The sequence below is a fragment of the Pseudomonas frederiksbergensis genome, from assembly GCF_017114915.1.
Lineage (GTDB): Bacteria > Pseudomonadota > Gammaproteobacteria > Pseudomonadales > Pseudomonadaceae > Aquipseudomonas > Aquipseudomonas frederiksbergensis_I.
The window spans coordinates 67,419-92,123 of record NZ_JAAUOE010000010.1; the positions used below are offsets into that span (position 1 = coordinate 67,419).

The 24,705-nt window shown below is 62.5% G+C and carries 18 protein-coding genes and 1 pseudogene; 7 read left to right on the top strand and 12 right to left on the bottom strand.

All coding sequences use genetic code 11. The annotated features are described in order from the left end of the window. Positions 1–5: 5 nt before the first annotated feature. Both HCU66_RS10145 and HCU66_RS10150 read right to left on the bottom strand, forming a co-directional pair. Complete coding sequence (locus HCU66_RS10145; protein ID WP_018928914.1) at positions 6–983, bottom strand: thiamine pyrophosphate-dependent dehydrogenase E1 component subunit alpha; 978 nt, start codon at positions 981–983, stop codon at positions 6–8. 33 nt (positions 984–1,016) lie between these two features. Next, complete coding sequence (locus tag HCU66_RS10150) at positions 1,017–2,075, bottom strand: ATP-NAD kinase family protein (RefSeq protein ID WP_205888353.1); 1,059 nt, start codon at positions 2,073–2,075, stop codon at positions 1,017–1,019. 347 nt (positions 2,076–2,422) lie between these two features. Between HCU66_RS10150 and HCU66_RS10155 the strand changes: the two genes are divergently transcribed. Beyond that, on the top strand, positions 2,423–4,309 hold the full coding sequence (locus HCU66_RS10155; protein ID WP_205888354.1) for a sigma-54-dependent Fis family transcriptional regulator: 1,887 nt from the start codon (positions 2,423–2,425) through the stop codon (positions 4,307–4,309). A 66-nt stretch (positions 4,310–4,375) separates the two neighbouring features. Here HCU66_RS10155 and HCU66_RS10160 read toward each other — a convergent pair whose 3' ends face one another. Then, positions 4,376–5,941 carry a carbohydrate porin gene (locus HCU66_RS10160; protein WP_205888355.1) on the bottom strand — a complete coding sequence of 522 codons (1,566 nt, stop codon included), beginning with the start codon at positions 5,939–5,941 and terminating at the stop codon, positions 4,376–4,378. 170 nt (positions 5,942–6,111) lie between these two features. Here HCU66_RS10160 and HCU66_RS10165 point away from each other — a divergent pair, with 170 nt between their 5' ends. The 6 genes and pseudogenes from HCU66_RS10165 (at position 6,112) to HCU66_RS10190 (ending at position 12,940) form a co-directional block, all read left to right on the top strand. After that, positions 6,112–7,386: an ABC transporter substrate-binding protein gene (locus HCU66_RS10165; protein ID WP_205888356.1), complete on the top strand. Its 1,275-nt coding sequence runs from the start codon at positions 6,112–6,114 to the stop codon at positions 7,384–7,386. 21 nt (positions 7,387–7,407) lie between these two features. Next, positions 7,408–8,370 (top strand): carbohydrate ABC transporter permease, encoded by a 963-nt coding sequence (locus HCU66_RS10170; protein WP_205888357.1) that lies wholly within the window; start codon positions 7,408–7,410, stop codon positions 8,368–8,370. Beyond that, complete coding sequence (locus HCU66_RS10175) at positions 8,367–9,209, top strand: carbohydrate ABC transporter permease (protein ID WP_205888358.1); 843 nt, start codon at positions 8,367–8,369, stop codon at positions 9,207–9,209. The genes HCU66_RS10170 and HCU66_RS10175 overlap by 4 nt, the downstream gene beginning before the upstream one ends. A gap of 27 nt (positions 9,210–9,236) precedes the next feature. Further along, positions 9,237–10,373 (top strand): sn-glycerol-3-phosphate ABC transporter ATP-binding protein UgpC, encoded by a 1,137-nt coding sequence (locus HCU66_RS10180; RefSeq protein WP_205888359.1) that lies wholly within the window; start codon positions 9,237–9,239, stop codon positions 10,371–10,373. After that, positions 10,370–11,866: pseudogene (locus HCU66_RS10185) on the top strand (glycoside hydrolase family 32 protein); the annotation flags it as partial. The gene HCU66_RS10180 and the pseudogene HCU66_RS10185, both read left to right, overlap by 4 nt. Before the next feature lie 81 nt (positions 11,867–11,947). Beyond that, entirely contained in the window at positions 11,948–12,940 is a 993-nt protein-coding gene (locus HCU66_RS10190) for a LacI family DNA-binding transcriptional regulator (protein WP_205888360.1), read from the top strand. A 16-nt stretch (positions 12,941–12,956) separates the two neighbouring features. On the opposite strand, the gene HCU66_RS10195 is transcribed toward HCU66_RS10190, so the two are convergent. The 9 genes from HCU66_RS10195 to pigE all read right to left on the bottom strand — a co-directional run bounded on the left by HCU66_RS10195 (position 12,957) and on the right by pigE (position 24,683). After that, complete coding sequence (locus HCU66_RS10195; RefSeq protein ID WP_205888361.1) at positions 12,957–14,039, bottom strand: glucuronyl hydrolase; 1,083 nt, start codon at positions 14,037–14,039, stop codon at positions 12,957–12,959. Next, on the bottom strand, positions 14,036–15,244 hold the full coding sequence (locus tag HCU66_RS10200) for an MFS transporter (protein WP_205888362.1): 1,209 nt from the start codon (positions 15,242–15,244) through the stop codon (positions 14,036–14,038). The genes HCU66_RS10195 and HCU66_RS10200 overlap by 4 nt, the downstream gene beginning before the upstream one ends. Beyond that, complete coding sequence (locus HCU66_RS10205; protein ID WP_205888363.1) at positions 15,241–16,461, bottom strand: acyl-CoA dehydrogenase family protein; 1,221 nt, start codon at positions 16,459–16,461, stop codon at positions 15,241–15,243. The genes HCU66_RS10200 and HCU66_RS10205 overlap by 4 nt, the downstream gene beginning before the upstream one ends. Then, on the bottom strand, positions 16,455–18,104 hold the full coding sequence (locus HCU66_RS10210) for a class I adenylate-forming enzyme family protein (protein ID WP_205888364.1): 1,650 nt from the start codon (positions 18,102–18,104) through the stop codon (positions 16,455–16,457). Before HCU66_RS10210 ends, HCU66_RS10205 begins: the two co-directional genes overlap by 7 nt. Beyond that, positions 18,101–19,954 carry a CoA transferase gene (locus tag HCU66_RS10215; RefSeq protein ID WP_205888365.1) on the bottom strand — a complete coding sequence of 618 codons (1,854 nt, stop codon included), beginning with the start codon at positions 19,952–19,954 and terminating at the stop codon, positions 18,101–18,103. Before HCU66_RS10215 ends, HCU66_RS10210 begins: the two co-directional genes overlap by 4 nt. A gap of 87 nt (positions 19,955–20,041) precedes the next feature. Then, positions 20,042–20,314 (bottom strand): MoaD family protein, encoded by a 273-nt coding sequence (locus HCU66_RS10220; protein ID WP_205888366.1) that lies wholly within the window; start codon positions 20,312–20,314, stop codon positions 20,042–20,044. A gap of 77 nt (positions 20,315–20,391) precedes the next feature. Continuing rightward, entirely contained in the window at positions 20,392–20,799 is a 408-nt protein-coding gene (locus HCU66_RS10225; protein ID WP_205888367.1) for a M67 family metallopeptidase, read from the bottom strand. A gap of 19 nt (positions 20,800–20,818) precedes the next feature. Further along, positions 20,819–21,991 (bottom strand): molybdopterin-synthase adenylyltransferase MoeB, encoded by a 1,173-nt coding sequence (moeB, locus tag HCU66_RS10230; RefSeq protein ID WP_205888368.1) that lies wholly within the window; start codon positions 21,989–21,991, stop codon positions 20,819–20,821. Positions 21,992–22,172: 181 nt separating this feature from the next. After that, complete coding sequence (pigE, locus tag HCU66_RS10235; RefSeq protein WP_205888369.1) at positions 22,173–24,683, bottom strand: prodigiosin MAP biosynthesis aminotransferase PigE; 2,511 nt, start codon at positions 24,681–24,683, stop codon at positions 22,173–22,175. Between the last annotated feature and the right edge of the window lie 22 nt (positions 24,684–24,705).

Genomic DNA, 24,705 nt, shown 5'->3' on the forward strand with positions numbered 1-24,705 from the left:
GGCGTTCAAGGATAGGAAACGTAGACGTCGGTGAGCAGGTCGGCGGCGCTTGGCTTGGGGTCGGACTTGGCCTTGCGCACGGCATTTTCGATCAGCAGGTCCACTTCGCCATCGATCTGGTCCAACTGGCTGGCATCGATCAATCCGGTCCGGGTGGTGCGCTCGCGAAACTGCATCAGGCAGTCGTTGTGTTCGCGGAAATACTTGACCTCGTCCGGTGCCCGGTAGGTCTGGGCATCGCCCTCGAAGTGACCGTAGTAGCGGGTCAACTTGACTTCGATCAGCGACGGTCCTTCACCGGCTCGGGCGCGCGCCACCGCCGCACCGGCGGCTTCGTGAACGGCAAAAAAATCGAAGCCGTCGACGGTGACCCCAGGCATGCCGAAACCGGCTGCGCGGTCGGCGATGTGATCGCAGGCCACCGACCAGTTGGAGGCCGTGGCCTCGGCGTAACCGTTGTTCTCGGCAATGAACAGGCACGGCAGGTTCCACACCGAGGCCATGTTCATCGCTTCGAACACGGCCCCTTCGTTGGAACCGCCGTCGCCGAAAAACGCCACGGCGACGCCGTCGGTTCCCTTGAGCCTGGCGGCCAGGGCCGCCCCTACCACCAGCGGTGCACCGGCCCCGACGATGCCGTTGGCACCGAGCATGCCCTTCTCGAAATCGGCGATGTGCATGGAGCCGCCCTTGCCCTGACAGACCCCGGTTTTCTTACCGTAGATTTCGGCCATCATCCCGTGCACATCAACGCCCTTGGCGATGCAATGACCGTGGCCACGGTGGTTGGAGGCGATGCAGTCGTCATCCCTCAAGTGAGCCATGACACCGGCGGCCGAGGCCTCTTCACCGGCATAAAGATGGACGAAACCGGGAATCTCGCCGGTGGCGAACTCCACGTGCAGGCGCTCTTCAAAGACGCGGATGGTGCGCATCACCCGATAGGCATGCAGCAATTGATCAGCAGTCAGCTGTGTCGACATTTTTATTCTCCAGGGTGTCTTGAGGCTCAAGTTTCAAAGTGCAAGGTTCAAAGGGTGTTGCGGGTGTTCACGACCGATAGCCAGCAGCCGCTCTTGCGCGGCATAGGCCAGCGCCGCATTGACATCGATGCTCAACGGGCCGCCGGCATCGAGGGTCACGGTGGGTAAGTCATGGGCGTTGAATTCGATTTCCCGCTCGCCATCCAGGGCCAGGGTGCCGCTGCTCAGGCACAGACGATGGGCAATGCCAGGTTCAAGGCTGGCGGCTGCGAGCACGCCGCAGCCTTGCAACAGGCCAGGCGCCAGGGGCACCAGCAAGGCTTCGGACGATTGCGGATCCAGGCGCATCCAGGCACCGTTGGGGGCTTGGCGCGATACTGGAAACCACAAGCCGCAGAGGGCCGAGATGCCAATGGACTGAGGTTCCGCGAAGGTGACGAACACCTCCGCCAGATCAATCCCGCGACTGATTGCACGGGCGCCGACGAAGGGCAGCGAGGACACCGCCACGTCCACCAGCGCCACTTCGCACAAGTCGCGGCTGGGAATCCGCACCAGCAGGCGTTTATTGCGGCGCAAAGCGATTTCGGGGGCAATCCGCCCGCTGGCAAATAGCCCGCCGGCCAACCCGGCACTGGTGGCCTCACGCAGCTCCGGGAAGGCATTGTTGGTCCCCGTCGACAGGGTCAGCAGCGGAATGTCGCCGACTTCGGCGGCCACCGCTTTGTGGGTGCCGTCACCGCCGAGCACGGCAATCAGCGACACGCCGCGTTCAGCCATCCAGCGCGCGGCCTGGCGAGTGTCCGCCACGCTCTGGCGCAAGGTCAGTTCCAGGAACTCCAGAGTTGGCCAGTGGCTGTCACGCGCCTGGCGGCCATGACTGTTCTTCTTCACCGCGGCCGCGATGCCGGTCATGTCGGTGGGCATCAGCACGCGCTCGACACCGGTGGCGCCAAAAGCCGCCAGCAGCCGTTGGATCACCGAGACCTTGTCAGTGCTGGAAAACAGCCCGGCATTCGCCGTCAGGCGCCTTACGTCCCGGCCGGACGCCGGATTGGCAATGATGCCGACGGTCAGGGGCAAGCGACTCATGTCGCCACCACGGGTACAGCAGAGTAAAGGCCTTGGCAGGAGGACATAGGGCACCTCTTGTTATTATCGGGTTGCCAGTCGTACTGGTTGACGGGGTTAGAGCAAGGCCGGTGCCAGGTTCGCAAAAGATCGCCAGAAAGCCCGGTCCAGAGCGGTTCTTGATCGCATTACAAGTGGTGGGATCTCACTTGATTGAGACGTCCCATGTCAGCCTGCACGGGTTCATGGTGAGACCTTGAGACATCGCGTCTCAGCTTCGCTGTGGGGTGAACCGATGCTTGTCGACCGTCGGTGAACGGCGCTTAATAGCCCGCACAACTAAAAGAAGATCGAACCGGAGGCCTTAAATGCTTTCCGCACACTCGAAGGCGCATGTGGATTGCGTCAGCCGTGTTTTGAAGAACGCAGCGCACCTGCCGCAACTGCCGGTGCCGGACTTGATACTGGATTCCTGGCGCCGCTCCATGGAGCAACACCACCTGGACCCTGGCTCATTACAAGGACCGCGAATCCTTTCCCAGAACGTACTGCAGGAGTGTCGAGAACGCGCCGAACTCTTCCTGCGCATCGCCAGCGAAGAAGTCGCCCGACTCCACGGTCGTGTGCGCGATGCCGACTACTGCGTGTTGCTCACCGACGCCCAGGGCCAGACCATCGACTATCGCGTGGAAACCTCCATCCGTAATGACTGCCGCAAAGCAGGCCTGTACCTGGGCACCTGCTGGTCAGAGGGCGAGGAAGGCACCTGCGGCGTGGCCGCGGTGCTGACCGCGCGAACACCGGTCACGGTGCACAAGCGGGATCACTTCCGCGCGGCTTTTATCGGACTCACCTGCTCTGCCGCTCCGGTCTTCGACCCTCGGGGTGAACTGCTCGGGGTGCTCGATGTGTCTGCGGTGCGCTCGCCGGACGACCGTCGTTCGCAGCATCTGATCCGGCAAATGGTGGTGCAGAGCGCACGGGAAATAGAGCAGGCGTTTTTCATGAACAGTGCCCAGGGTTACTGGGTGCTACGGGCCCACAACAGCCCGGGCTACGTCGACAGCCAACCCGATTACCTGCTCGCCTGGGATGACGACGGACAACTGCAGGCGCTGAACCCCGCGGCGCGACAGTGGCTGTTGCAAAGCGTTGGTCAGTTGCCGGAACACGTCGGCCAAGTGTTCGATCAGCAGTTGTTGCATCGGGCCAGGGACGAATCGCTCTGCCTGTTTCACTGCCAGGGTAGCCGCCATGTCTTGCATGGCCGACTCAGCGCGCCACGGCAGGTGAAACGCAGCCCTGCGCGTCGGGTATTGTCACCCGCCGATCTCGACCCGCGACTCGAAGAAAGCCTGCGCCTTGCGGTTCGGGTCAAAGACCGTAATCTGCCGGTGCTGATCCATGGCGAAACCGGTTCCGGCAAGGAAGTCTTCGCCCGCCAGCTGCACCAGGCCAGTCTGCGCCGTGATCGACCTTTTATCGCGGTGAACTGCGCAGCGATTCCCGAAAACCTGATCGAAAGCGAGCTGTTTGGTTATGCGGCCGGCGCCTTCACCGGGGCTTCGAGTAAAGGCATGCAAGGTCTGCTGGAACAGGCCGATGGCGGCACCCTGTTTCTCGATGAAATCGGCGATATGCCTCTGACCCTGCAAACCCGGCTACTGCGGGTTTTAGCCGAGGGCGAAGTGGCGCCCCTGGGGGCGTCACGAAGCAAAGCGATAGACATTCAGGTCGTCTGCGCGAGCCACCGCGATCTGGAAGCCCTGGTGGCCAGCGGCGAGTTTCGCGAGGACCTGTACTTTCGTCTCAGTGGCGCGCGATTCCAATTGCCGCCGTTGCGCGAACGCAGTGATCGACTCGCATTGATCAACCGGATACTCGAAGAAGAATCGTCGACCTGCGCGGTAGCGCTGCAACTGGGAAGCGCCGCACTGGAATGCCTGCTCGGCTATCGTTGGCCGGGTAATGTGCGCGAACTGCGGCACGTGCTGCGTTACGCCTGCGCCGTGTGCGAGAACCACTTGATTCTGTTGAGTGACTTGCCTGAGCATCTGCCCGGCCATCGACTCAATGATCCGGCTTCAGCTGACACCGTGGAACGCTGCGCCAGTCCGGAACGCCAGGCACTCATCGATGCCCTCGTGCGTCATCGCTGGAAACCCACCCCCGCAGCCAAGGCATTGGGCATCTCCCGGGCAACGCTGTACCGACGGGTGCATCTACATCACATCGACATGCCTGGCAGGGGCTAACCACCGCCTCATCCGGCGGCCCCGCTCAATGAGCGTTCGCCACCGGACAGGGAGCAGCCCCGGGTATTAAAACCAGGTTTCCATCTGTATCCCGTACTGCCACACACCGCCGGCATTGAAGTCCGTCTTGCCGAAGTTGTCTGTGGAGCTGTATCGGTCCAGGTCCGAAGACCAGTTCATGAGGCTGGCGAACACACGCAGTTCGGGGCGTGTGAGCAGGTCTCCAAGGTCAGGTTTGAATGTCGGCGCGACGGTGAATTTCCAGAAGTTACCGTCCACTGCATTACGTTGCAGGTAGCCCTTGGGGTCGAGGTTCATGGTTTGCCAGCTCATTTCGTAGGCCATCTCGAAATTGCTGTTGATTTCATTGGCCAAGCGCACGTTCAGGGTCATCCAGCGGTAGTCGTCACCCTTGACGTAGCGATCCTTGCTTTGTTCAGCCAGCAGACTGGGGCCGATGCGCCAGCCGGGTGCAATCGGTGTCTCGCCGTACAGCGCCAGACGCAGCGCGCGGGCGTCGTCGATCAGCTCGCCGTCCGAGCCGATGTTCTTGACCTCGGCCCCCAGCCCTTGCCCATAGAGCAGCGCCGTTTTGAAGAAGCCTTCCCTGCCGAAAAAGGTTTTCTGATGATTCGCGACCATGCTGTGCAAGCCGGAATCCGCAGGTGTCAGGCCCGCTTCATTGGTGCGAGTGCCAAAGTCGTTTTTCTTCGAGCCAATGCCATTGAACATCCACTGCCATTGACCGTTGTCGAAGAACTGGTTGGAGGTGAGGATGTAGCTTTCCACATCGGCATTGACCCCGCCCTCACTGAAATCCCCGTAGTTACGCCCGACCAACGAGTAATTGGAGCGCCAATCCTTGGTCATCTGCACATCGTAGATTCCACCCCCGGTGCCCGCCAAAAAGACCACGTCCGAGTCCAGCCAGTGGATATCGAAGTTGTCTCTGTCGAAGCGTTTGCCGGCCCACAGCGTGGCGTTCTCGAACACTGAATTGCCCTTGAAGGCGGCCAGATGATCAAGCTCGGTAAATACCTGACGCACGTTCAGATTGCTTTCGTCGGCCGTCCAGTCATTGGAACTTTCCACGCCGTCGGCGATGGAAACCGTGAATTTGGAACGGGTACCGTTCTGCGCAAGAATTTCTTTCGACAGGTCGATACGCATGTAGGTGTCGTCTTCGTTGCCCAGTCGCCCGACGGCGCCACCGACAGAACCGGCAGGCGTTGTATAAGGGCCGCCACGACCACCGCCCAGCCCATCGTTGATCAGCAATCCGGAGCGGGCGTAGCCCTTGAAACTGAAGCCGTCGGTGAGGTGTCCAGTGCTGCCCTGTTTTTCCAGGCTCTGCTGTTGGGCCTCGAGTTTGGCCAGACGGGTGTCCACAGTGGGCGCGGCAATGGCTGTCGCCGTGGACGCCGCCGGCTGTGAGGTGGGCGTGGCGAGTTTGATCTGCTGCAATTCCCTGGCAAGCGCCTGGGTTTGCTGTTCGGCGGCGGCCGCGCGTTTTTCCGCCGCGCTGGCACGGGCTTCAAACGCAGCCATGCGTTCTTCCAGCGTCGCGGCCTGAGAGGTGGCCGCCGAGGTGCCGAGTACGCCTGCGAGTAGCCAGCTTGATGCTTTCTGCATATCAATTTCCTTGTTTTGTTTTTATTGTCTTGTTCCCGCGACCGCCCTTTTTCCTCGTCAACTGTGAGTTGTCACAATCCATGAAAAAAAGGATGCCTAATCGCAAATACGCTGCTACATTTGGCGATGTTAACGTTAACTTTTCTAAAAACAAAAATAAAGAGGGCTTTATGAAACAACTAAAATCGCTCCTTCCAGCAGCACTGCTCACCCTGTGTGCCGGGCTTCCATCCCTCTCGAACGCAGCCGATCTGACGATCTCGTGCGGGGCCGTGGGTGCCGAATTGCAACTGTGCAAGGAGGCTGTCGACGCATGGTCGAAACAGACCGGCAATCACGTCGAGGTGGTGTCCACACCTAACTCGGCGACCGAAAGGTTGTCGTTCTACCAACAGATCCTCAGTGCCCAGTCCAGCGACATCGACATCATTCAAATCGACATGGTGTGGCCAGGGATGCTGGCCAAACATCTGTTGAATCTGCGCGAGGTGCTGCCCGCCGACGCGACCCAAGGCTACTTCCAGGCACAGGTGGACAACGCCACGGTGAACGGACGGCTGGTGACAATGCCGTGGTTCACCGACTCGGGCCTGCTGTATTACCGCAAGGACTTGCTCGAGAAATACAACAAGTCGGTGCCCCAGACCTGGGAGGAAATGACTGCTACCGCCAGGGATGTTCAACAGGCCGAGCGCAACGCCGGGAACGCCAATGCCTGGGGTTACATCTTTCAGGGACGCGCCTACGAGGGCCTGACCTGTAATGCGCTGGAGTGGATCAGCAGCCAACCGCAAGGTGGACTGGTCAACTCAAAAGGCGACATCGTGGTCAACAGTCAGGCCTCAAAAACGGCTTTGACCCTGGCCAAAAGCTGGGTAGGCGACATCTCCCCGCGTGGCGTACTCAACTACACCGAGGAAGAAGGACGTGGCGTATTCCAGTCGGGCAATGCGCTGTTCATGCGTAACTGGCCTTATGTCTGGGCGCTGGTGCAAAGCCAGGACAGTGCCATCAAAGACAAGGTCGGCGTCGCTCCCCTGCCCCGAGGCGGCAGCGCCGGCACCCATGCCTCCACCCTCGGTGGCTGGGGCCTGGCGGTATCGCGTTACAGCGCCCATCCAAAACTCGCCGCAGAACTGGTGAGCTACCTGAGCAGTGCCCAGCAGCAGAAACGTCGTGCTCTGGTGGGCGCCTATAACCCGGTGATCGAGTCGCTTTATCAAGATCCTGAATTGCTCGCGGCCATGCCTTATTACAGCCAGCTGCACAGCATCCTCAACGATGGGGTCATGCGCCCCGCTTCAATCACCGCCGATCGTTACCCACGGGTTTCCAATGCGTTCTTCGATCAAGTGCATGGCGTGCTGGCCGGTGAGTTGCCGGTCGATCAGGCGCTGGCCGAACTGGAAAGCCAACTCACGCGCATCAAACACCGGAACTGGTAAGCCACAAGGAAGGAAATCACCATGTCTGTTTCTACTGCCCATGTTCCCTGTGACGAGCTCCTGCTCGCCAGGGAAACGCCGGTCCAGCGTCGCCGAGTACGCGCCGCCTGGCTGTTCCTGACACCGATGTTGCTGTGTCTGGCCCTGGTGGCGGCCTGGCCGCTGCTGCGCACATTCTGGTTCAGCCTGACCGACGCCAACCTGGCGGACACCGCTGACGGAACCTTCATTGGCCTGAGCAATTATCTATTCCACAACGGTTCCAGCTGGTCGGGCATTCTGGTCGACCCTCAATGGTGGAACGCGGTGCGCAACACCTTGCATTTCACCGTGGTGTCGGTGGGGCTGGAAGTCGTACTCGGGCTGCTGGTGGCGTTGCTGCTGAACATCAAGTTCACCGGCCGTTCGCTGGTGCGGGCATTGATTCTGATTCCGTGGGCAATTCCAACGATTGTCTCGGCGAAGATTTGGTCGTGGATGCTCAACGACCAGTTCGGCATCATCAATCACCTGATGCTCAGCCTCGGCCTGATTGACGCGCCCCTGGCCTGGACGGCAGACGCGGACCTGTCGATGTGGGCGGTGATCCTCGTCGATGTCTGGAAAACCGTGCCTTTTGTCACGCTGCTGATGCTGGCGGCGTTGCAGATGTTGCCGAGTGATTGCTACGAAGCCGCCAGGGTCGATGGCATTCATCCACTGAAGGTGTTCTGGCGGGTCACACTGCCACTGCTGATGCCCGCACTGCTGGTGGCGGCGATCTTTCGCATCCTCGACTCCTTGCGAGTGTTCGACGTGATCTATGTATTGACCTCTAACTCGTCGAGCACCATGAGCATGTCGGTCTATGCCCGCCAGCATCTGGTGGAGTTCCAGGACGTCGGCTACGGCAGCGCGGCCTCGACCCTGCTGTTTCTGGTCGTTGCGGTGATTGCCGTGCTTTATCTCTACCTCGGCCGCCGTCAACTGGAGGTCCGCTCATGAGCCCGCGTCTACTGAAAAAAGCCCTGTTGCGCTTCGGGTTCTGGTGCCTGATCGGGGTGTTGCTGCTGTATGCGGTGTTCCCGTTCTACTACGCCATCGTCACGTCGCTGAAGCCGTCCAGCGCCTTGTTCCAGGTGAGCTACTGGATCAAAAACCCCGACTTCTCCAATTACGCGGCGGTACTGAACCAGGCCTCATTCCTGCGGGCGATCGGTAACTCGCTGGTGGTTGCGCTTAGCGTGGTGACGCTGGCGCTGTTCCTCAGCCTGACCGCCGCCTATGCCTTGGGCCGGGTGAAGTTCCGTGGGCGCGGCACGGTGTTGATGATGGTCCTTGGGGTGTCGATGTTTCCCCAGGTCGCGGTGCTGTCGGGGCTGTTCGAAGTGATCCGCGCCCTGGGCCTGTACAACACCTCCTGGGCGTTGATCCTCAGCTACACGATTTTCACCCTGCCCTTCACCGTCTGGGTGCTGACCACGTTCATGGGCCAACTGCCCCATGAACTGGAAGAAGCGGCAATCATGGATGGCGCGTCGCCCTGGGTCACGCTGACCCGTGTGCTGTTGCCGCTGCTCTGGCCCGCCCTGGTCACCACGGGTTTGTTGGCCTTCATCGCCGCGTGGAACGAGTTCCTGTTTGCCCTGACCTTCACCCTCACTGACACCCAACGCACAGTGCCGGTGGCCATCGCCCTGATTTCCGGCGGCAGCCCCCATGAGCTGCCTTGGGGGCTGTTGATGGCCGCCTCGGTGCTGGTCACCGTCCCGCTGGTGATTCTGGTGCTGATCTTCCAGCGCCGAATCGTTTCCGGTCTCACTGCCGGCGCGTTAAAGGGTTGATGCCCGACAATTACAAGGAACAGCATCGTGATCAAATTGAAACTGGACAACGTGAACAAACAATTGGGCGGCATGCGGATTCTGCGCGACGTCAGCCTGGACATCGCGGCGGGTGAATTCGTGGTGTTCGTCGGCCCTTCGGGCTGCGGGAAGTCGACCCTGCTGCGCCTGATCGCCGGGCTGGATTCGATCTGCGCCGGCGACCTGTTGATCGACGGGCGTCGGGTCAACGACCTGGAGCCCCGCGAGCGTGGCGTCGGCATGGTGTTTCAGTCTTATGCGCTGTACCCGCACATGAGCGTCTACGACAACATCAGCTTTGGTCTCAAACTGGCCAAGACTGAAAAAACCAGCCTGCGCGAGCGGGTGCTGAAAACCGCGCAAATCCTGCAATTGGACAAATTGCTGCAACGCAAGCCAAAGGAACTGTCTGGCGGGCAGCGTCAGCGGGTGGCGATGGGCAGAGCCATGGCGCGGGAACCGGACATTTTGTTGTTCGATGAGCCGCTCTCCAACCTGGATGCGTCCTTGCGGGTGCAGATGCGCAACGAAATCGCCCGGCTGCATGCCCGACTGGGCTCGACCATGATCTACGTCACCCACGATCAGGTGGAAGCGATGACTCTGGCCGACAAAATTGTCGTGCTCAATGGCGGTCGCGTCGAGCAGGTCGGCTCCCCACGCGAACTCTATGAACGCCCGGCCAGCCGCTTTGTCGCCGGCTTTCTCGGCTCACCCAAAATGAACTTTCTGGCGGTGCGCCTGCAGGCGCCAGGCGCCACCAGCCTGGTCGACAGCCCCGTTTTGGGTACGACATCCCTGCCCTTCGACAGCTCGAGCCTGACGGCGGGTGCGCAACTGACTCTGGGGGTTCGCCCGGAACAGGTGTCGCTCAAGGCGGCGCAGAGCGCCGGCATCGTCGTGACCGCAGTCGAATACCTGGGCAGCGAAACCTATGTGCACCTTGATATCGGTCAGGACGAGCCGCTGATCTGTCGTTGCGAAGTCAACGCCGGATGGCAGGCAGGCGATCGGGTCGAGCTGCAGCTGGACATCGCCAATCTGCATCTGTTCGACGCCGACGGCGCGGCCTTGAAGCGCCACGCCATTGAAACCCTGCCCGAGGGCGTCCCTCTGCGCTCGGCACGGGCAGGCGCCCTATGACCTTGTCTTTGAATACCATGAGCGATCCAATGTCTGCCTCTCTTGACCTTGCGCAGCGTGCGCTGAGTCACGGCCTGTCTCGCGTCATCGACGATTACCGCCCCGGTTATCACCTTGCCCCCCCGGCGGGCTGGATGAACGACCCTAACGGGGTGGTGTACTTTCGTGGCGAGTATCACGTGTTCTATCAACACCACCCCTTCGACGCGAAATGGGGCCCGATGTATTGGGGGCATGCCAAGAGTGCCGACCTGGTCCATTGGCAGCATCTGCCCATTGCCCTGGCGCCCGGCGATGACTTCGACCGCGACGGTTGTTTTTCCGGTAGCGCGGTGGTGTGTGGAGATACCCTGGCACTGATCTACACCGGGCACACCTGGCTGGGGGACGTGGGAGACGAGCGCTCGATCCGTCAAGTCCAGTGCCTGGCCACCAGTGTCGACGGCATCCGCTTCGTCAAACATGGCGCCGTCATCGAGACCGCGCCGCACGACGCGATCATGCACTTTCGTGACCCCAAGGTCTGGCAGGAGGATGACTGCTGGTACCTGATTGCCGGTGCACGCCTGGGCGATCAACCGCTGCTGCCGCTGTACCGTTCCACGGATCTGCATGCCTGGGAGTTCCTGGACTATGTGTCCAGCGGCAACGAGGGCGATGGCTATATGTGGGAGTGTCCGGACCTGTTCCGACTGAACGGACGCGATGTGCTGCTGTACTCGCCCCAGGGCATGCAACCCCAGGGTTATGAACGGCTCAACAAATACCAGACCGGTTATCGCGTGGGCCGACTCGACAGCCAATGGCACTTCACCGGCGGGCCTTTTATCGAGCTGGATAACGGCCATGACTTCTATGCCGCGCAAACCCTGGTGGCCGCCGATGGTCGACGCCTGGTGTGGGCGTGGCTCGACATGTGGGAAAGCCCGATGCCAAGCCAGGCCCATCACTGGTGCGGCATGCTCGGTTTGCCACGCGAACTTGAACTGCACGACGATCGCCTTCTCGTGTACCCGGCACGGGAGCTCACTGCTCTGCGCGAGGCGCCATTGCCGAGTACGTCTTGGTGGAATGAGTCAGGAACCCGTCGGGTGCCAGAAGTGAATGGCGACAGGCTCGAAATCCATGTGCACCTGGATCTGCTCGGCTGCACCGACGGCCACCTGGGCATCGCCTTGCGTTGCAGCGACGATGGCCAGGAACAAACCCTGCTCTACTACGATGCGTCGCTGCAGCGTCTGGTGCTGGACCGAAGCCGATCGGGTGCGCAAGTCACCGGCGAGCGCAGCGTGTCGATAGACCCGACGCAAGCGCGACTGGCACTGCGCGTGTTCCTCGATCGCTCGTCCATTGAGGTATTCGACGAAAACGGGCGCTTCAGCCTCAGCAGTCGCCTTTATCCGCGGCCCGACAGTCTGGGGGTGAAGCTTCTGGCTAGCGGAAGTGGCGGGCGTGTCCGCGTTCCCAGGGCATGGCCTTTGGCCTCGGGATGGCTGGGAGCGGCGTCATTCGGGTCGCGAGAAGCCCAGGGCCTGTGTCATGATTCTGCGTCAACCTGACCGGCCTCGCCTCGCATGACTTCAGTGAAAGACGTTGCACAACTGGCCGGCGTGTCCCTGATGACGGTTTCTCGAGCGCTCAACAACCCGGAAAAACTGAGCCCCGAAACCCTTCAGCGGGTGCGTCGCGCCATTGATGAACTGCAATTCGTACCGAGCCTGTCGGCGCGCAAAATGCGCGGCGACAATCTCCAGTCCCGAACCATTGGCGTGTTCGCGCTGGACACCGCCACCACGCCGTTCGCCGTAGAGCTGCTGCTGTCCATCGAACAGACCGCGCAGCAGGCGGGCTGGAATGTCTTCATTCTTAACCTGTTGAGCAACCCGCCCACCGACCAGAACATCGACCTGATGCTGTCGCACCGCCCCGACGGGTTGATCTTCAGCGCCATGGGCTTTCGCCAGGTGAGCATTCCCGAGCGATTGAAGAGCAAACCCCTGGTGCTCGCCAATTGCCTGGCGGACGACAGTCGCCTGGTCAGTTATGTGCCGGACGACGAAACGGGGCAGTATCGCGCCGTGCACCACGCCTTGAGTCAAGGCTATCGGCGCCCGCTGTGTATCAATCTGCCCAAGCAGAGCCTGGCCTGGGACTTGCGACAAAAAGGCCTGCAGCGTGCCTGTCAGGCATTCGGGCTGGCGCCTGACGCACTCTTGCAATACGACCTTTCCGAGCATGACGCCTATGGTGAAACCGCCGCCATCCTCGACCGGCACATCATTGAGGGTCGCCCGCAATTCGACATTCTGATCTGTGGCAACGACCGCATTGCGTTTTGTGCCTATCAGTTGTTGCTGGGCCGTGGCCTGAAGATTCCCGACGATGTCGCGGTGCTCGGCTACGACAACATGATCGGTATCGCCGAACTGTTCATCCCGCCTTTGACCACGGTGCAACTGCCGTACTACGAAATCGGTCGCAATGCGGCCCGGCACCTGATTGAAGCCCTTGAGGTGGAGGGAGCCCATCCGGTTGATTGTCCATTGGTGGTCAGGGCGTCGCTATGAGGCGCACGCCCTTCCCTCAGATCCAGCGCGGATCGACCTCCCCGGTCCAGGCCAGCAGCGCCGCCAACAGAAAGAAACTGCCGCAGGCCGACTCGACTTTCTGTTCCTGCGCCGCCGTGGTGCGATAGCAATGGCCGATGAAGCGCCCAGCCTCGAAGTCGGCACTGCGCAGGATCGCCGCCAGTAGCTGGCCGGCCTGTTGCCGCAATAACTCAGCCTCAACGGCTCCTGCCGCTTGCCCTTGCAGAGCCAAAGCTGCCATCGCCGCGGCGCAAGGGTCGTCCAGCCCTTGGGGCTGATCCAAACGATTGGCCGGGACCAACAAGCCCCGACTACCCAGCCAGTACCGGCGTGCCTTTTCGGCGTCGCTGCTGAACGGCTCGCCGTACAAGCGGGCGCCCGTTCCCAGACCGAGCAGGGCCCAGGCCTGCCCCCGGGACCAATTGCCCGGCACATCGCCGGCCTGCCACGGCCCTTGATCAAAACGCGCATGACTGCTCCAGGTCCCGCCCGTGCCTGCGCAGGCCCGCAAGGAAGTCTGCAACTGTTGACGGCCCAACCCCAGCAGCCGTGGTTCGGCATTCAGGGCAAACAGCTGCAGGGTCGCGGCCAGCGGATCGATGCTCAAACGGCTGTCACCCTGTTCACCGCCACCCATCTCGCGGCCCAGAGGGATGCAGCCCAGCACCGGATCGAAGGCCCAGGCCAGACGTTCTATCGCCTGCTCCGTCAGTTCTTCGGCCAGGGGATCGGCCAACAGGCGTGCGCCCAACCCGGCGCCGTACCAGAAAATCAGGCTGCGATGATGAGTATCGCAGTTGAGCTGGCCACGCAGCCGCTCGGCCATGCGCTGCGCCTGTTGCAGATCCGACCGACGCCCGCTGCAATGGGCGCGCAACCACCACAGACCGGCCCAGAACCCGCCCAGCCAGGAGCCGCTGGCAGAGACTTTCCAGGCCTCGCCGCTGCCCGTGCAAAACAGGGGGAAGCCTTGGTCACACGCAGCGTCGATCTGCTCCAGTCGGGTGAAGATATCGTTGATGGCGCGCCGAACTTCAGCGGTTTCAAGAGGCCGATCCAGGCGTTCGAAAGCGCTCATTTGACCACCCTCAAGGACGGCTCGACCGTACCGTTTCTCAGGCGCAGTCGAACCTGCGTCAACAAAAGGCACAGCAGGCAACCGAGCAGCAACACGCCGATCAGTGCCAGCCAGGCTTGGGCAAAGCCCCATGGCCCGTTCAGCACCCACCCGAACAACGGCGGGCCCAGCGCAAAACCACCAAAGAAACCCACCGACAACAAACCCGCAGCCGGCGCCGGGCTGCCGAAGCCCGGGTCGCGCAGCACCATGCTCATGGCGATGGCATTGGTCGCCACCGCCGTCAGCCCCATGCCCAGAGCCCCGGCCCACAATGGCCAGTGACTGCCCGGCGCGGCCAGCGAAGTCAGCCATAAGGCCAGGCTCGACAGCAGCAATAACACCAGCAGCAGCCAGGATTCGTCAGCCATGCGCGCGCCCAACGGTGTCAGGAAAATCCGCGCGACAATGCCCATCACACCGAAGCCGGCGATCAGACCGCCGATCAACGTCGCCGGCATCCCCTGCCCCGCGGCGAACACCCCAAGAAAGGTCACGAACGACGAGAGCACAATCCCCACGCACAGCTGCACGCTCATCAACAGCGCCAGTCGCCCGTTGGGCCGGGAAACGCCAAGGCTCAGCGGTTTGCCCTCGTGTACCCGTGGGGCCACTCGCGGCCCCAGAAGCGCCAGCAACAAGGCCGGTATCAACAAACTCGCCAAGGCGCCGCGCCAGCCGAAACTCACCGCCAGGGTCGGCAGCAGCAGGCCGGCAAACAGCGCCGAAACCTGCACCCCGGATTGTTTCAAGCCAACCACCGCCGCCTTGTGCCGGGGCTCGACGCGCTCGGCGATCAGCAGATTGGTCACCGGGTTGGCCAGCGCCTGGGCAATTCCGCACGCCGCCAGCGCCAACACCACGCCGACGAATCCCGGCAGGCTGGCGAGCAAGCCATAGGCGCCCACCGTGCTCCAGAACAGCACCGCCATGGCCCGCCGGGTGCCCAACCGGTTGACCAACGGCCCGGCCCACAACGACAACAGCGCAGCGAAACCGAAGGCGCTGGTGATCAGCCAACCCAGCCAGTGGGTCGGCATCCCGAGGTCGGCGACGATTAACGGGCCGAGGGTCCCGACGGCGTAGAAGATCAGCATCGGCAAAGCCATCGCCGCAGTCAGCACCACTCGCAGCCACAAACCCGACGGGGCTTTGTGCTCAGTCATCGGCCCGCTCCCGCTACCTGCGACGGCCAGTCGAAATCCAGCCCGGCTTCGCCGCAACTGTCCAGCAGTTGCCGCCCCACCGCGCTGATCAGCGCATCGTCGGTGCCGTCAAGAATGTGCGTGGTGCGGGCGGTGCGGTAAATCCCCGACAGTGGCGACAGCTCGCTCAGGCCCTCGGCGCCCATGATCTGGATCGCCGAATCCACCGCCTCGCTCAAGGCCTGGGAAGCGGCGACCTTGGCGATGTTGACCTCAATGCTGTTGGCCACCCCGGCATCGTGTTTACCGGCAGCGTCCTGCAACAATGCGCGGGCGCTGGCGATGGCCTGATAGACCTTGAACACCCGCTGGCGCACCAGCTGTTTATCCGCCAGCCGTGCCTGCTGGCCACGGGCCGAGTGGATACGCGCGCACATCAGATCGAAGCAGCGCTGAGCCAGGCCCAGCCAGTGCACCGAGCGCAATATCCGTCCCAGCCCCAGGCGTTCCTGCATCAGCGCCAGCCCTTGTCCCGGTTGCCCCAGCACATGGCTGGGCGGGACTCGCACCTGATCGAAGGATAACTCGCCCTGGCCAGAGAACCGGCCGAGGATCGACAGCGGCCGCTCGACCCGAAAGCCCGGCGTATCACTGGGCACCAGCAACATCGACAAGGCGCTTTCCAGGGGACCGGCGCCAGTGCGGGCAATCACCGTGACCAGGCCCGCACGCTCGGCGCGGCAGATGAACCACTTGCGCCCGTTCAACAACCATTGGCCGTCGATGAATTCGGCGTGGCTGCTCAAGGTCGCCGGAATCGAGCCGATGCTGTCGGGCTCGGACATGCCGTAGCTGGAGACCAGCGTCCCCGCCGCCAACGGCGCGAGAAAACGCTGGCGAATGTCCTCGCTGGCATGCCGGGTGAGCATGTGCAGATCGAGCGTCGCATCGTCACCGAAGATCGCCGGGGCGTACTCGCAACGCCCCTCCTGTTCGGCCACCGCCAGATAGTCGCGCAGGCTGGCGATGCGCCCGCCGAGAGCCTGAGGATAAAAACTGCCCCAGAGCCCGGCGGCCCGTGCCTCGGCGCTGAGCTCGGCCATACGCTGGGCGGCCTGCCGGGGTTCCGCCGCCAGTTCGGCCTCCAGTGGAATAATGCGTTCGTCGACAAAACGCCGAACCGCTCGGGCCAGCTGCGCAGTGTCCCGAGTGGCCGCCAATGGCTGTGCACTCAACATGCGATGCCCGCCCCACTCTCCAGAAACGCCACTTCGGCGGCCAGGGATTTCTTGTCGATCTTGCCCGCCGGGGTCAGCGGCAGCTGGCGGTAGAAGCGCAGGTACTCCGGCAATTTGTTGACCTCCAGGCCCTGCTCGCGCAGGTAGTCGGTCAGCTCGCTGAGGGAGAAGCGCGGCGCGCCTTCGCGCAGGGTCACGCAGATGCATACGCGCTGGCCGAGGTCCGGGTCCGGCACGGCCACGCACGCGACGCTGACCACATCCGGGTGACCGGTGGCCAGGGTTTCAATCTGCACCGGGCTGATATTGGCGCCGCCACGGATGATGATGTCTTTCTTGCGCCCGGCCAGAATCAGATAGCCGTCAGCATCGATGTAGCCCAGGTCGCCGGTGTTGACCCAGCCTTCGGCATCGCGGTACTGCGCGTCGAGTTCCGGGGCGTTGACGTATTGCATCGGGCTCAGCGGGCCGCGGGCCTTGATTTCACCGACGCTGCCCTGGGGCAATTCATGGCCCTGCTCGTCGCAAATCCTGATCGCGCACACCGCCGGGTTCGGCCGGCCGACGCTGTAGAACACCACGTCCTGGGCATCGTCCAGGGTGTTGTGACAGTTCACCCCGTCCGCCGAACCGTAAAGACTGATAAAGCCGCAACCGAACGCCTCGACACAGCGGCGCACGGTCACTTCATCGATCAGCGAACCGCCGCAAATCAGCCCCAACAGGCTGGATTTGTCGACCTGTTGCAGGCGGGCATCGGCGGCGATGCGCTGGAGCATGGTCGGCACCCCCAGAATGTGGGTCGGACGCAGCTGCTCGATGGCCTCGATCGCCGCCTCCACGTCGAACTGCGGCAGCACGGCAATCGAACCGCCGAGCCAGGACAGGCTGCCAAAGGTGGCGGTGGAGCCGAAGGACGACCCCAGTGGCACCAGGTACAACCCACGGAAGCTCTCGCCTTCGGGGTGGATACGCTGCAGGAATCGCCCGCGCCCGCCCACCAGGGCGTTGTGGGAATAGGCCACCAGCTTGGGTTCGGATTCAGTGCCGGAAGACACCAGCAAGCGCACCGGCGAGTTGGGGCAAACCTGGGGCAATTGTTCTTGGGTCAACGGCTCGGCCTGGAGCATGTCCTGCAGACTCAGCCAACCGTCCCGGGCGCTACCTTCAACCACCAGCACCCGCAGCGACAACAGGCTCGGGCGCAGGGACTCGATGACCTGGCACAGGTCGATGCCGGCGTACTGCGCCGGAACGATCACCGCCCGCGCATCGCAACGGCGCACAAGGGCCTGGATGTCCAGGCTGCCACGTCCCGGTGGAAACGGCGCGACCACCGCCCCCAGGGCTGCGGCGGCGAGATCGATGGCGCAACTGCGCCAGCTGTTGGTCAGTTGATAGGCCACCACATCGCCGGCGACGATGCCAGCAGCGCGCAGGCTCGCGGCCAGGCGCAGCGCGGCGTCGTGCAACTCGCCGTAGCTCAAAGTGCCTTCGGGCGAGAGCACCGCCGGTTTCTGCGGAGCACGCTGTGCATGCTCGCGGAACAGTTGGTAGACCGAACGGTTGGGGTAGGTGCCGTCGCGTTCCCAAACACTGCGAACGTCGGCGGGGACCAGATCAATAATGCCTGCGTTGTTCATCGAAAACTCCAGTGAGCGTTGACCGAGGTATAGGTATTCACGCTTAAACACGTCTTCAATCGCCTGTCTTGAGCCAGCTCTGACAGGTCTTCTACGACCACGGAGGCCGGTATGGCGGCGTCGCCCAGCACCTGTTGCCAGGTAGCGGCGGACTGCGACGCCAAGGCACTGCGAATCAGCCCGTCACGCCCCTCGGGGTCGCTGTGCAGATCGCAGGCGAGGATGTTTTCCAGTTGCTGAAGCTGGGCCGGGGTCTGGCAGTCGATGGCCAATAGCCCGGCCTGGGTCGGATACACGCCCTTGAGCAGACTGTCGTCGGCGGTATCTGTCTCCTGCAGTTGCTGCGCGCACAGCAGGTTGGCGGCGCCGAGCAGCGAGCTGTCGACCCGCACGCCCTGCCCGCTGAGGGCACGATGCAGCAAGGCGGCGCTGACCCCTTGGGCCGCGACCACGCCGCCCAGCACATCGAGCACGGTGAACAGCGAACCGCCCGGCGTCGCCGAAGCCAGACCGATCTGTTCGCCGACCCCGGACCAGGCCTGGACCACGAAATCGGTGCCCGGCAAGGCTTCGCCCGGACGGTCGTGGCCCCAACCGCCGGCATAGGCGTACACCAGCGCCGGATTGACCCGCATCAGGTCGGCGCGATCCAGGGCCAGTTCGACGGCCTTGCCCGGCGCCCAGTTGTGCAGGAACACGTCAGCGTCCCGGACTCGCTCATACAACTCTTCGCGGCCGGCGGCGGATTTGATGTCCAGTTCGCGGACCTGCTTGTGCCGATTGAGGGCGTCGAAGCGCACCGACACCCCGTCGACGCACGGCGGCATGCCGCGCAGCGGATCGCCACCGGGCAGCTCGATGCGGATCACCTCGGCCCCCAGCTGCGCCAACAGGTGCCCGGCCAGCGGCCCCTGGATCCGCCGGCATGACTCGATCACCGTCAGGCCGCTCAACGGCAGTGCCTGCCCATCCAGGTCACGCATCGGTTTGCCGCCAGCGCTGATGGCGTCGAAGGCCCAGGGCCCCTGCTCCAACTGACCAGGCAGATCGCGATCAGCCCGACGCTCGGCGAGGCTGCGCACCGGGCACAGGGCAACGCCGCTCAAGTCGCACAGAGCGCTGATCCGCGCCATGGACAAACGCGAAAGCGCCTGACGAAACACCGCCGGCATCGGCGCAACAGCCTTGGCGTAGCGCAGCAAAAAGGCCTTCCAACCCTGCCCGGCCTGTTCGCCGTCGATGCCTACCGCCGCCCAAAAGCGCCGCCACGGTTCGGCGTCCAGGGTTTCCAGTTCAAAGTGCACGCCGTCGGCCGAGACAAACGGCGGACGATTCTTCGCGCACGTGGCCCCTGGCAACAGGCGTTCGGCTTCGGCGCCCGCGGTCGCACCCGCCAGGTACTGGGCAATCCCCAGCACCCCGGCTGCGGCCATGGAGGTGCTCACGGTGTTGAAGTCGCCACCGCGCAATTGTCCCAGCGCTGCGGCAAATACGCCTTGCAGAGCCAGGCTGGCGCTGAGGGTCGAGACATAATCCACGCCAAGCCCTTGGGCCTTGCCGCTGGCCCGGCCATGCACCGACATCAACCCGCAAGCTGCCTGCACGGTGTGCTCTGTGATACCTGCGCTGCTGCCGTCGGGCCAGCCATGAATCAGCCCTTTGAGTGGTTGTAGATCGGGGTGGCGCAGGGTGAAGCTCAATCCCCCGTGCGCTGGATCATCGGTTGTGGTCTGCGGGTTCAGACCCAGCGTCGTCGCTTGATAGCGCAGTGACGCGGCCAGTGATTCGAACCCGGCAGGTGAAGAGGCAAAGGAGCCGCTGAGGCTACATCCATGTAAAAGACGAGACATAAAACCTACACCAGAGTGGTTGCATAACGCTGCGCGGACGGCCTCGGGTGAGGTACGTCGCGCACGCCCGGAGCGATCAGTCAGCAATCAACCGCCGGCAACCGCCGGCAGAATGGTGATGGCATCGCCGGCCTTGAGGGGGGTGGCCAGGTTGTCGGCAAAACGGATGTCGTCATCGTTGACGTAGATGTTCACGAAACGATGCACTTGACCGTCGCCAATCAGCCGTTCCTTGACGCCGGGGTACTCCCGTTCCATCTGTTCGATCACTTCAAGCACCGTACTTCCCTGAACTTCGACGCGCTTCTGGTCTTGAGTAAAAGTGCGCAACAAAGTTGGCACAATGACGGAAATCGACATGCAGAACTCCCTGAGCCTGAACAAGGCTCTTTTTATTAATTAATGGATCTTGTTTAACGCCATGCCGGTATCAAGTTTCAACGCACGACATGAATACTTTCTTCGGTCACTTTACGATTAACGATTCGAAAGCTACGCACCGCTACATCAATGTCCGGAATGGTTGAAATAATCACGTAGTGCACCGAAGCGTCACCGGCGTACTGCACATCTTCAGCACTGGGATAAGCCGCGCTGGCGGTGTGGGAGTGATAGATCACCCGGCATTCCTCGTCCCGCTCATCCAGTTCACGCCAGACCGCCAGTTGCTGTTTCGGCGCAAAGCTGAAGAAGGTTGGCGAGCGCGCCGCGTTGTCCATGGCAATCAGCCTTTCGGCGGTTTTGGTGCCAGCAGGCGCGGCGATGATGCCGCAGGTTTCCAGCGGATGATCCCGCCGTGCTTGCTCCAGCATGGCCTCCAACAGGCCGGCACGAATACTCAACATCCTCGTCCGTCGCCCCCGCTCAATAACTCGGCAACGTCGGCTCGACGTCCCGCACCCAGGCGAGTACGCCGCCGTCGAGGTTGCGCACATTGCTAAAGCCCAGTTGCTGCAATTCCAGCAACACCGCTTTGGAGCGCGCCCCGGACTTGCAGTGCAGAACCAGGTTGGCGTGCTTGCCGAAACGAGTTTCGATCAGCGCGGCGATCTTCGGGCCCTTGGGGATGTGCTGGGCTCCCTGAATGCGCACGATGTCCCATTCGGTACGTTCGCGCACATCGATCAGCAGCACATCCTGGCCGCTTTCGCGCAAGGCTTTTAGCTCCCGGGCGCTGATCGACGGAATGTCCGAAGGCTGCACGCCCTTGGGCGCGATCAGGCCGCAGAACGCCTGATAATCGCTCAGGGCGGTGATCGGCTGGCGACCGGGTGAACGGCGCAGCGGCATCTGCCGGTAGGACATTTCCAGGGCGTCGTAGACCATCAGCCGCCCCAGCAAACTTTCGCCAATGCCGGTAATGAGCTTGACCGCCTCGGTGGCCATGATCGCACCGATGGAGGCGCAGAGAATGCCCAGCACCCCGCCCTCCGAGCAGGACGGCGCCAGCTCCGGCGGTGGCGGTTCCGGGTACAGGTCGCGGTAATTGAGGCCGACGCCGCCGGGAGCGTTTTCCCAGAACACCGAGGCCTGGCCCTCGAAGCGGAAGATCGAACCCCAGACATAGGGCTTGTTGGCCAGCACACAAGCATCGTTGACCAGATAGCGGGTGGCGAAGTTGTCGGTGCCGTCGAGGATCAGGTCGTACTGGCTGAACAGCTGCACCGCGGTTTCCGGCTCCAGACGCTGATCGTAGAGGTTGACCTGCACATGGGGGTTCAGGTCCTTGATCGCCGCGGCGGCGCTTTCAACTTTCAATTGGCCGACGGTGGCCACCCGGTGAATCACCTGACGCTGCAGATTGGACTCGTCCACCCGGTCGAAATCGATGATGCCCAGGGTGCCGATGCCGGCCGCCGCCAGATACAACAAGGCCGGTGAACCCAGACCGCCCGCACCGATGACCAGCACTTTACTGCTCTTCAATCGACGCTGGCCTTCAAGGCCGACATCGGGAATTAACAAGTGCCGACTGTAGCGGGTTATTTCTTCGCTACTTAGGCTTGCAACGGGTTCTACAAGAGCGGGAAGTTTCATGGCAAATACCTGTTACTGAATGCAACCGATTCTCAAGCAGGCACTTCGATTAATCAATTCAACGGGGCTGGATTTTCATATTCAGAACACACGTTTTTGTATGCATTTAAACAATCGTCGGTAACTTGTGACGAATAGATGAAAGCCCTCTTTCAAGGGCTTTCATGGGCCGTCAATACTGTCAGGCGAGGAAGGTCGACATGTCCTTGCACACGGCGCTGAACGCCTCGACAAAATGCCGCGCTTCAGCGTCGCTGAGCACCAGCGGCGGCTGGATGCGCATCACCCGGTTGTTGTTGGCGGTGACGAAGGTGAGCACCCCATGCTCCCTCGACAGTTTGCTGACAAAGCGCAGCACGAACATCTCCTCGAAGTTCTTCTCCACCTCGCTGATGGCCTCCTCGATATGCCGCTTGGCCTTGCCCGACAGCATGCGGTAGGTGCCCGCCGCGTTCCCCGGAATCCGGGTGGCGAACTCACGCACGAACGCCTCGACCCCACCCTGGAAGCTGTACTCGAACTCGATGGCGATCATCAGCCCGACACCTCGCACCTCGCGGATAAACGGGTAAGCGCTGACCGCTTCGCGCAGCGCTTGCTTGAGTTGCCCGCCGACCCGCGCGGCATTGCCGGCCAGGTCTTCGTCGGCGATCACGTCCAGGGTTGCCAGGGCCGAGGCCGAGGCGAAATTGCCGCCGCCGAAGGTCGAGGTATGCAGGGCAAAGGTATCGATGCTGCCGTAGGCGCGGTCCCACAGTGCCGCGCTGGACAGGGTCGCGCCGATGGGCACGGCGCCGCCGGAAAGGGACTTGGACAGCACCAGGATATCCGGCACCACCGCCTCCCATTCGCAGGCGAAGAGCTTGCCGGTACGCCCGAGGCCGGTCTGGATCTCATCGAGGATCAACAGGCAGTCATGGGCGCTGCACAGCTCCCGGACCTGTTTCAAGTAACCCGTCGGCGGCAGTATCACCCCGCCCTCGCCCTGGATCGGCTCGAGGATGAAGGCGCCGATATCGCCCTGGCTCAAGGCCGTCTCCAGCGCGGCCAGATCGCCGAAGGGAATCGAATCGCAGCGCGACAACAGCGGCTTGAACGGGTCGCGGTGTTTGTCGCGACCGGTCACCGACAGCGCGCCCAGGGTCTTACCGTGATAGCCGTTGTCGCAATACAGCACCCGTGGGCGACGCATGGCGGCCATGGCCAGTTTCAATGCGGCCTCGATCGCCTCGGTGCCGGAGTTGCTGAAAAACACTCGCTCCAGATTACCCGGCGCCAGCTCGCTCAGACGCTTCGCCAGCAGGCTGGTTTGCAGCGGCACCGAGACGTACTGGACGAAGGTCGGGTGCTGCTGTTGCAAGTACGCCTGCAATGCCTGGTTGACCCGCGGGTGGTTGTGCCCGGTATTCAGGCAGCCATAACCGGCGACGAAATCCAGGTAGCGACCGCCATCCAGATCGGTCAGCCAGCAGCCGCTGCCGTGGGTGAACACTCGCTCGATGTGGTTGAACTGATAGAACTCGCGCAACACCGGATTGATGTGCTCGCCAAAACAACGCAGGGCTTCGGCGCGCAACGCCGCCGGCTGTTCGACGGACGGGGTTGGTGTGGGCCGTCGATGGAAACGGCGCAAAGCCTGGAAGTCTTCTTCGCGCAGACGCTCGCCATAGGACGCCATGGGCGATGGGGAGAAACCATGCAGCTCGGCGATCCGGCCGATCTCCAGCACCCGTTCCTCGGGCAGTTCGCGACCGATGGAAAACGCCTCGGCACGCCCCTCCAGCGCCAGCACTAGGGTTTCCGCCAGGCAGCCATTGAGGAATTTCTTCGGTGCCAGGCCCAGGGTCTCGGTGCCGAAACGCAAGGCTTCACTGGCCGACACCAGGCCACCGTCGATGATCAGAATGTCTTTTCGGTCGTGGTGAAACGGCAGCACATCACGCGGCAACGCGGCGTCCACCACCACCGAACCCGGTGCCAGCCGGTAGGGATCGATCACCCCGCCACTGGACGTCGCGGCGACGTAAAAGCGCACCTCGTCGTAGCAACTGTCGATGTCCGCCGTCATGCGCACCTGGCCGTGCATTTCTGCCGGCAGATACGCCAGACTTTCGCGGCCTTGCTCGACGCTGCCGCGATGTACCAGACGCAGGCGGCAACCATCCCGGGCCAGCAGCTTGGCGATGACCAGGGCAATCGAACCCGGGTAACCGACCACCGCCACTTCGCTGTCCACTGGCGACACTTCCAGGCGAGCCATGGCTTCCAGCACATTCTTGTAGGCGGCGTAGGCCGTGAGCGAGTTGCCTGTGGTCACCGGCACACCGCTACGGTCCAGGGTTTGCAAACCGCGATTGCCGACGATCGCGGTAAACCCGCCCAGGCCAACCAATTGCGCGCCCTGCTCTTTGAGGCTTTGCACACCTTCGAGCACGCGGCCGGCAATGGTTCGCGGCTGGCTGAGCATTTGCTCGGCGGTCAGCGGCAGGTAATGCAGGATGCCTTCGCAGGTCGCGCCGCTGGCGCTGACGATGCGCCCGAAGTCGGCGAACGGCACCAGGTTGCGCGGCTGCCAGAGTCGGGCCTGATAACCACGGTCCTGCTCGGCGAGAGTGCGGTCCAACAGGTCGATGATCTTCACCTGACGTTGCAAGGCGATGGAGGTCGGGTGGGCGATAAAACCGAATTTCATGGGCGTCTTTCCTGGGTTCTGG